7 protein-coding genes are annotated in these 6,450 nt (G+C 45.5%); all 7 read right to left on the reverse strand.

Annotated features, from left to right (window positions below; genetic code table 11):
- Positions 1–732, reverse strand: coding sequence for a hypothetical protein (locus I6E40_RS06875; protein WP_235386302.1), 732 nt, complete (start codon positions 730–732; stop codon positions 1–3).
- A gap of 608 nt (positions 733–1,340) precedes the next feature.
- Positions 1,341–1,811: a hypothetical protein gene (locus I6E40_RS06880; protein ID WP_235386303.1), complete on the reverse strand. Its 471-nt coding sequence runs from the start codon at positions 1,809–1,811 to the stop codon at positions 1,341–1,343.
- Between the two features lie 105 nt (positions 1,812–1,916).
- The gene (locus I6E40_RS06885; RefSeq protein ID WP_235386304.1) at positions 1,917–3,659 is read right to left on the reverse strand and encodes a GNAT family N-acetyltransferase; all 1,743 of its coding nucleotides are present in this window, start codon (positions 3,657–3,659) and stop codon (positions 1,917–1,919) included.
- 6 nt (positions 3,660–3,665) lie between these two features.
- On the reverse strand, positions 3,666–3,842 hold the full coding sequence (locus I6E40_RS06890; RefSeq protein ID WP_235386305.1) for a hypothetical protein: 177 nt from the start codon (positions 3,840–3,842) through the stop codon (positions 3,666–3,668).
- 13 nt (positions 3,843–3,855) lie between these two features.
- A complete protein-coding gene (locus tag I6E40_RS06895) occupies positions 3,856–4,770 on the reverse strand; it encodes a M48 family metallopeptidase (protein ID WP_235386306.1) in 915 nt (304 codons plus the stop codon).
- A 3-nt stretch (positions 4,771–4,773) separates the two neighbouring features.
- Positions 4,774–5,601: a M48 family metallopeptidase gene (locus tag I6E40_RS06900; RefSeq protein ID WP_235386307.1), complete on the reverse strand. Its 828-nt coding sequence runs from the start codon at positions 5,599–5,601 to the stop codon at positions 4,774–4,776.
- A 55-nt stretch (positions 5,602–5,656) separates the two neighbouring features.
- Positions 5,657–6,373 carry a UpxY family transcription antiterminator gene (locus I6E40_RS06905; RefSeq protein WP_235386308.1) on the reverse strand — a complete coding sequence of 239 codons (717 nt, stop codon included), beginning with the start codon at positions 6,371–6,373 and terminating at the stop codon, positions 5,657–5,659.
- Positions 6,374–6,450: the final 77 nt, after the last annotated feature.

Consider the following 6,450-nt stretch of genomic DNA (forward strand, 5'->3'; position numbering starts at 1 on the left):
TTAGAACGAGTATTTATTTACATTTTGAATAATCCCTCTCCATCCGCTCGTTTCATACTTTGCGAACACATATCGAAAGCCATTACCATAAATAGGATCTGGACTTTCTTTCAGATTCTTGATATAGTGTTGAGCGATTGGAGTATTTTCTATTGAATATATAAGGTAGGAACCCATGTTACAGAGTCCTTCACATTTCATTGGTGGAAGTTTAATGTCATGCTCGTTTTGCCAAACATGGAGAAGTTCGTGGGCAAGTGTTCCGAGAAACTCCAAACGTGGTTGGTCGGAGAGCATGTAAATCTTGTGGGTGTGACCGACAACCTTCATGTTATCGCGAGAGATTCCTCTCATCTGTGTTTCGGTAAAGGTGACACCCTTGTTGTTAGTTGAAATTGGAGCTTTGCGGATTTCTGCAATCTTCTTTGCTGACACAATCTCAACAGGAATGTTGTTGATATTGCAAGTGCCAAAGTCGAATCCGACACTTACAAGCTGATTCTTAACATAGCTGAGGCATTCAGCTACTTCACGATGTGTATTGATGACTGTTGACTTACAGTCCTTACACATACATCTGCCATCAGCTATTGGGCGCTCTGTCGTAAAAGCACCACAGGAGGTACACAAAGTTACCTCCTTTTTATCCATATGTGAGGCACAAACATTGTGTCCCCATTGGTCAATATAATACTTACCGTTTATTTCTTTATGGCAGAAATGACATTTCATTGAAATACATGATTACAGAAAAACCTCAATATCTCCTTTCTACCTTATAAACCCACCCATCACTATCACAGTTGTCACAAGTGGAATAACCCACGTAACCAGTGCCTGCACATGATGCACAACTTACTTTTGTGAACTTTACACGCGCAACATCATCAGCGTAACGCTCCAGATGTGACTTTTTTGCTCCGCTCACTGTCTTGCCTAAGTATTCCTTGGCAAGCTTTACTGCTTTCTGACCGCTGCTCCCTCTGCAAGAGGAAAGACCGATTACGCAAGTAACCAACAGAGTGATATAAAATACCTTCTTCATAACGATATGATGTTTTTTATTTTCCTAATTTAACTTATTGCTTGTTTTGATTTTCTTCATTTGTTTTCTTATTGAGTTTGTCTTGCCATACTCCCAAGAAGAAACTTGCAACTCCCAATAATACAAAAGGAGCAACAACTATAGAACCAGCCATTGTTTCGTTTCCAATTAAGAAACCAATGAGGGGAATGATTATCGAGACCCCAATAGAAACCTTTAGGTTCCATGTACCTTGTTTGCGTGAATTTTTCTTCCAACCGTTTCGTGTTATTGCTGATAATCCCAGAGTTCAATATTACTGATACGTCACTACAACTCTGTTACCGCCACATTGAGGGCAATAGACTACTTGCGGATTTCCATAATAGTCGTATATCAAGTTACCATACATATCCGTTGCATAAACCATTCCGTTGCCTTGGCAATGTGAACATGGAATGGTGACAGGCTGAGGTGTCGTTTCAACTTCCTCATCCTCCTCGAAGTAGTTTTCAATTCGATCTTGCCACTTCTTTGCCTTACGATAATTTTGGTAACTGTTGTAGCTGTTGTATTCTTCTTCTGCGGACTTGCCTGCTTTGTTCGCATTCTCTTCTACAACCAATGCACCACGTTCGAAGCGTCCTGCATTTCGTTCAAGACTGCCTGCTTCTTTCTCGATGAATTCGAGGGCCTCTGTCGCAACTTTTTTCCCTCCAGAACCTCTGCAAGAGGAGAGACCGATTACGCAACTAACCAAGATGGTTATATATATTACTTTCTTCATAACGGTATATTGTTTTATTTTCTTATTTCTGATGCAAAATTAAGCGTTTTGGATTTGTATTACAATTATGCACACTTATTTACACTGCCATCTTCACATCTGTATTCAGGAAGTTTGTAACTCAGTGTTATAGTTCTGATAGCAGTACAAAAACCTGAGCGACTGTTCTTCCTTGACTTTATACCCACAACGTTCCAATACCTTTTGAGAAGCGATGTTGTTCAAATCCACTTCGGTATGAAGTTCGTTGGTGAGCTTTGTGTCACATATATATTGGGTGGCCAACCTCACGCTTTCTTGCATGTAACCTTGATTTCTGTACTTGGGGTGCATGGCGAAGAAGATGGTGGGATTGGTTGACAAGTCTATTGTGGCAACGAAACCGATAAGGGTGTCGTGCTTCCTGATTCCCCACAGGATGCCTTCGTTCTTTGACAGATAAGTGCGGAAGGACTTCAGTATCTGTTTGATGCCATCGTTTGTTTGGGCAATGTCACAGAGGTAGGGCAGGTATCGCTGGGTGTCTGCATCTGAGAATATGCTTCTCAGTGCTGAGATGTCTTTTCTTTCTATCTCATTCAATGTGCAATGTTCTGACTGCAATGTCGGGACGGATGGCTTAGTAAGCATACTACGCTCTGCCATTTCGCAGAACAGGAACATGTGCAACTTATGGTAGAGCCTCTCGTTGTGACAGAGGGTGTCCCATTGGTCATCCGTGTATGCGATAGAGGTCAGACACATATTGCACATTCTGACAGCCGGGCAATAGGTGCATCGATTCTTACGCTTGCGGTAATACTCCTTGGTCATCTCATTGGCTTTCTGCCAATCAATGCCATCGTTGATGCTACCAATGCGGAAGCGGTCGTTGAACTTCTCGCATACTGCCAACTGGAGAGTGGCATCAATGTAGAGTTTGGTGTTGACAGGCATACAGGTGGAGAGTGGTGTACTTTCTGAGACTTCAAACACTGGTCTGTTCTTCCAATAAGAGACAATCTCATCAAAGAATGTCTGAAGTACCGACCATTCGGGATGCTGCTCGTAAGCATCGAGAAGCTGGATGTATTGTGCCTTCAGCGTTTCCCAATCTTCTTTTGCTACTACTTGGAAGAAGTTTGGGGTCAATCCGCTAATGTGAGTTGGTGCATAATGCTGCAACACTTCGTCTTTATGCCATGCTTGCGCAATGGGTATCAGCGTAGAGACTGACGGCAATGTCATCATCAATACGACCTTAGGGTACTGATTGAATGTGTTGTTGTGCAGATACGCCAAAGCATTCCGTACTTTGGTATATGAACCATTGCCTTTGGCATCCACTCTGTATGCATCGTGGAATGGCTGTGTGCCGTCAATGGAGATTGCAAGTTCCACACCATTGTTTACCAACCAATCAATGCGTTCTTCTGTCAACAGCGTGCCATTGGTGGAAACAGAGAAGGTCACATCGTCTTCCCATCGTTGCTGTCCTGCTTGTATGGCATACTGAACGAGAGGATAGTTAACGAGAGGTTCGCCTCCATAGAACGAAATGCGTATGGGCTTTGTCTTTGCTGTCTTGTCGATAAAGTCGTAGATGGCTTGAATGTCGCCCTCACAGAGTGTCCGACTGTTGTGGCTGTGGTTGCCCTCATATTCGCCAGAGTAACAGCAATAGGTGCAGCGAAGATTGCACTGCTCTGTCGTGGCAATGATGAACATATAGACCTCCGGCATCGAGGAAAATTCGCTCGGAGGCGTAAACGTCCAGGCATAACGGCTGTCATCTACGACACCCTGAACGATTTCGTTGGTCTGCCGTAGATATGAATAACTGTTATTATGGAGCGTCGTGATATTCATCTTTGCTTATCTGTTACCGCATCGTTGAGCTGAGCAATGTTCACATCTGAGGCAGCGGGCTTGACAGGCTGCCATGCCCATAGCCTTGACGGCTTCTCTCTTCAGGTCATTCGCAATCTTGTTGAAGTTGAGAATGGCGAGGATATTATCGTTTGCAGGAAGTACAATGGTCTGTGTATTCATACAATGCTATATTTTAACTGTTTACTATCTGATTATAATTCCCATGCTCGTACCAGTCAAGGAGCTTGGCGGCACGGTCAACCAACCAAGGGAATTCGGCGGAACGGATGGTGAGGTTCTTTACAATGACATTGAGCGTGCCAGTGTAGTTTTCGTTGAAGTCCCGAGCTTGCTGGATGAAGCCGTCGATGTTTATCTGGTCGTAATACTTCCTCGGAAGTCCGGCTTTCTTGATCATGGTGCTGAGTGCCACGTTGATGTCCTGACAGCAGAGCAGGCCAATGCGGTCGGCGGTATAGTCGGACTTGCGATACCATTCAAACAGAGGGAGTTTGACAAGCGAAGCCCATGCCTTGAAAGTCGGGTCGGACATGAAAGGCAGGTAGAATGACATGATGAGCATGTGGTACGGTTTGTGACCCGCAGCAAAGTGGCCCAGTTCATGTCCAAGGGTGAACATCATTTCCCCCTCAGTGAAAAGGTCGGCACTGCCCGACATCATGACGATGCGACGGTGCTTCTCGCCATTGGAGAAATGGTAAGGTCCGTAATACCAATCGGTGGAGTAGGCAGGAATGTCTTCAATGCCAAGTATAGCACAGGCTTCGATGAGCTGTGCATACATCTGCGGCAGGCTCTCGGCAGTGATATTGATGCCTTCGCCCTGATTCTCTACTTCGTTGTATGCCTCCTGATACTTGCTGGTGGTGGCAGCGAGGAAATCCTTGAAGGTATAGTACTCCACATCTGCCTTGAATATCTCGTACCATGTCTTCAGGTCATGATCAAGCGGGTGTTTGGCTATCTCACGTATGAAGTCCCACTTTGACAGGTAGGGCACCTTCAGACTGTTCAGCCATTCCACCTTCTTCTTGTCATCGGGATGCATGACAGAAGCGAAGTCGATATTGTGCAATCTCTTTCTCATGGGCTATCTGAGATAACGGCGTGTTACGAAACGTCCATATTCTCCGCTGTCAATCCACTTCAACAACTCGGCAGAGCGCATAACTGTCCAGGGATGGGTCTCGTCGGCTATGGAGAGGAACTTGACCACCTTGTTCATTCCCTCATAATCGAGCATCTTGAAGTCGCGTGCCTGTTGGATGAAGGTCTCTGGACGGATGTTGTTGAACTCCTTGATGGGGAGACCTGCCATCTTAATGAAGGCTCGAGTCATGGCATCGGTGTCCTGACAGCACATCAGACCAGCACGGTCGGCTGTGAATTCCGACATTCGGCTCCAATAGTAGAGGGCGAACTGCAAGCCGCTGGCTACCAGACTGCCACCGGGGATAGTGTCTATTCCCCAGTTGATTACTTGCGCCATAAGATGATACAACATGTGCTGCGACTTGATGTGCCCGACTTCGTGGCCTATGATGAAGAGTATCTCGTCATCGTCACAAAGGTCAATCAAACCGGAGTTGAGAACGATGATGGGATTCTCAGCTCCAATGGTACAGGCATTGATGTCATAGCCCCAAGTGATATACAGTTCGGGTACTTGCTGTAGGTCGAGGATTCGACAGGCTTCCACAAGATACTCGTATATCTTGGGATAGTTGTCCTTCGTGATCTTCAGGTTACTGCCCGTATATTGAATGTTATACACTCGCTCGATGAGGTTGGATGTCACCCATTTGCAAGCCGTGGTAAGGAACGGGATGCTTTCCAGTTTCTCCAAGGCGGCTCTGTCTAACGGGTGCTCGTACTGACTATGGTCGAGACCTGTGAGTATCTGCTTGTTGTGTATCATAATGCTGTCTTTTCAAATTTATTATATTCCGTCAACACTGTAGAGGAGTGGGCAACTATCCCTGTTCTATCATTCCATCTTCAATTTTCTCCATAAAATCACTGGGAATGTAGGCAGTGAGCACATATCCGATGCCGTTCAACTCTACAGCAATGCGTTGCTGACCTGCTGCTCTCACAACCTGACCGACAACGCCCTTGAAGTCGCCACACACAACTTTGAAATAATCACCGCTCTTGAAATGGCAACGGTCTTTCGATGTGGCCAAGATATGTTCATTCTTTGTTTCCACGACGTCGATGAATGACTTCATCCTGCCATCGGGGATAGTGATAGGTGGATTGAGCTGGGTGTCTGGCTCAATGGGCTTGGTCTTGTCGGTATAGTATTTCAAGAAACCTGCTGTCTTGGCTGGCTGCTTGACAAAGTCGTGAGTCCGCTCACGGGTCATATAGGCAAAAACAAGACCGGGAAGGAGAGACTCCTTACGCAGCCTCTTCTTCCCAGCTATTTCTACTTTCTGATAACGCTTGGGGATATAGTACAGTATATCTGCCTTCTTGAAGGCATCAACAACATCCTTGGTGTGTCCGTACAAGATACGAAGTACAAACCACTCGTGATTTTCCTTAGACACAAAGTCCGAGGTGACCCCTGTATGGGAGTTCTCTGCCTCTGGGCTTTGAACTTTGGGGGAGACGTTGGAGGTAAGTCCAGCGTGAGAGGGTTTATTCCCGCCTCGTCGGGTGTTCACATTAGGCAATGTGTCCATCTTGCAATACTTCGTTAATTTTCAGTTTATAGATTCAATTATAACATGTTACGTCATATATACAGCACCTCTGACAG

Origin of the sequence: Prevotellamassilia timonensis (assembly GCF_021531665.1) — a bacterium.
Lineage (GTDB): Bacteria > Bacteroidota > Bacteroidia > Bacteroidales > Bacteroidaceae > Alloprevotella.

Excerpts from the sequence above, each read along its gene's own strand:
- I6E40_RS06875 (WP_235386302.1), bottom strand. The coding sequence starts at position 732 with ATGAAATGTCATTTCTGCCATAAAGAAATAAACGGTAAGTATTATATT.
- I6E40_RS06880 (WP_235386303.1), bottom strand. The coding sequence starts at position 1,811 with ATGAAGAAAGTAATATATATAACCATCTTGGTTAGTTGCGTAATCGGT.
- I6E40_RS06885 (WP_235386304.1), bottom strand. The coding sequence starts at position 3,659 with ATGAATATCACGACGCTCCATAATAACAGTTATTCATATCTACGGCAG.
- I6E40_RS06890 (WP_235386305.1), bottom strand. The coding sequence starts at position 3,842 with ATGAATACACAGACCATTGTACTTCCTGCAAACGATAATATCCTCGCC.
- I6E40_RS06895 (WP_235386306.1), bottom strand. The coding sequence starts at position 4,770 with ATGAGAAAGAGATTGCACAATATCGACTTCGCTTCTGTCATGCATCCC.
- I6E40_RS06900 (WP_235386307.1), bottom strand. The coding sequence starts at position 5,601 with ATGATACACAACAAGCAGATACTCACAGGTCTCGACCATAGTCAGTAC.
- I6E40_RS06905 (WP_235386308.1), bottom strand. The coding sequence starts at position 6,373 with ATGGACACATTGCCTAATGTGAACACCCGACGAGGCGGGAATAAACCC.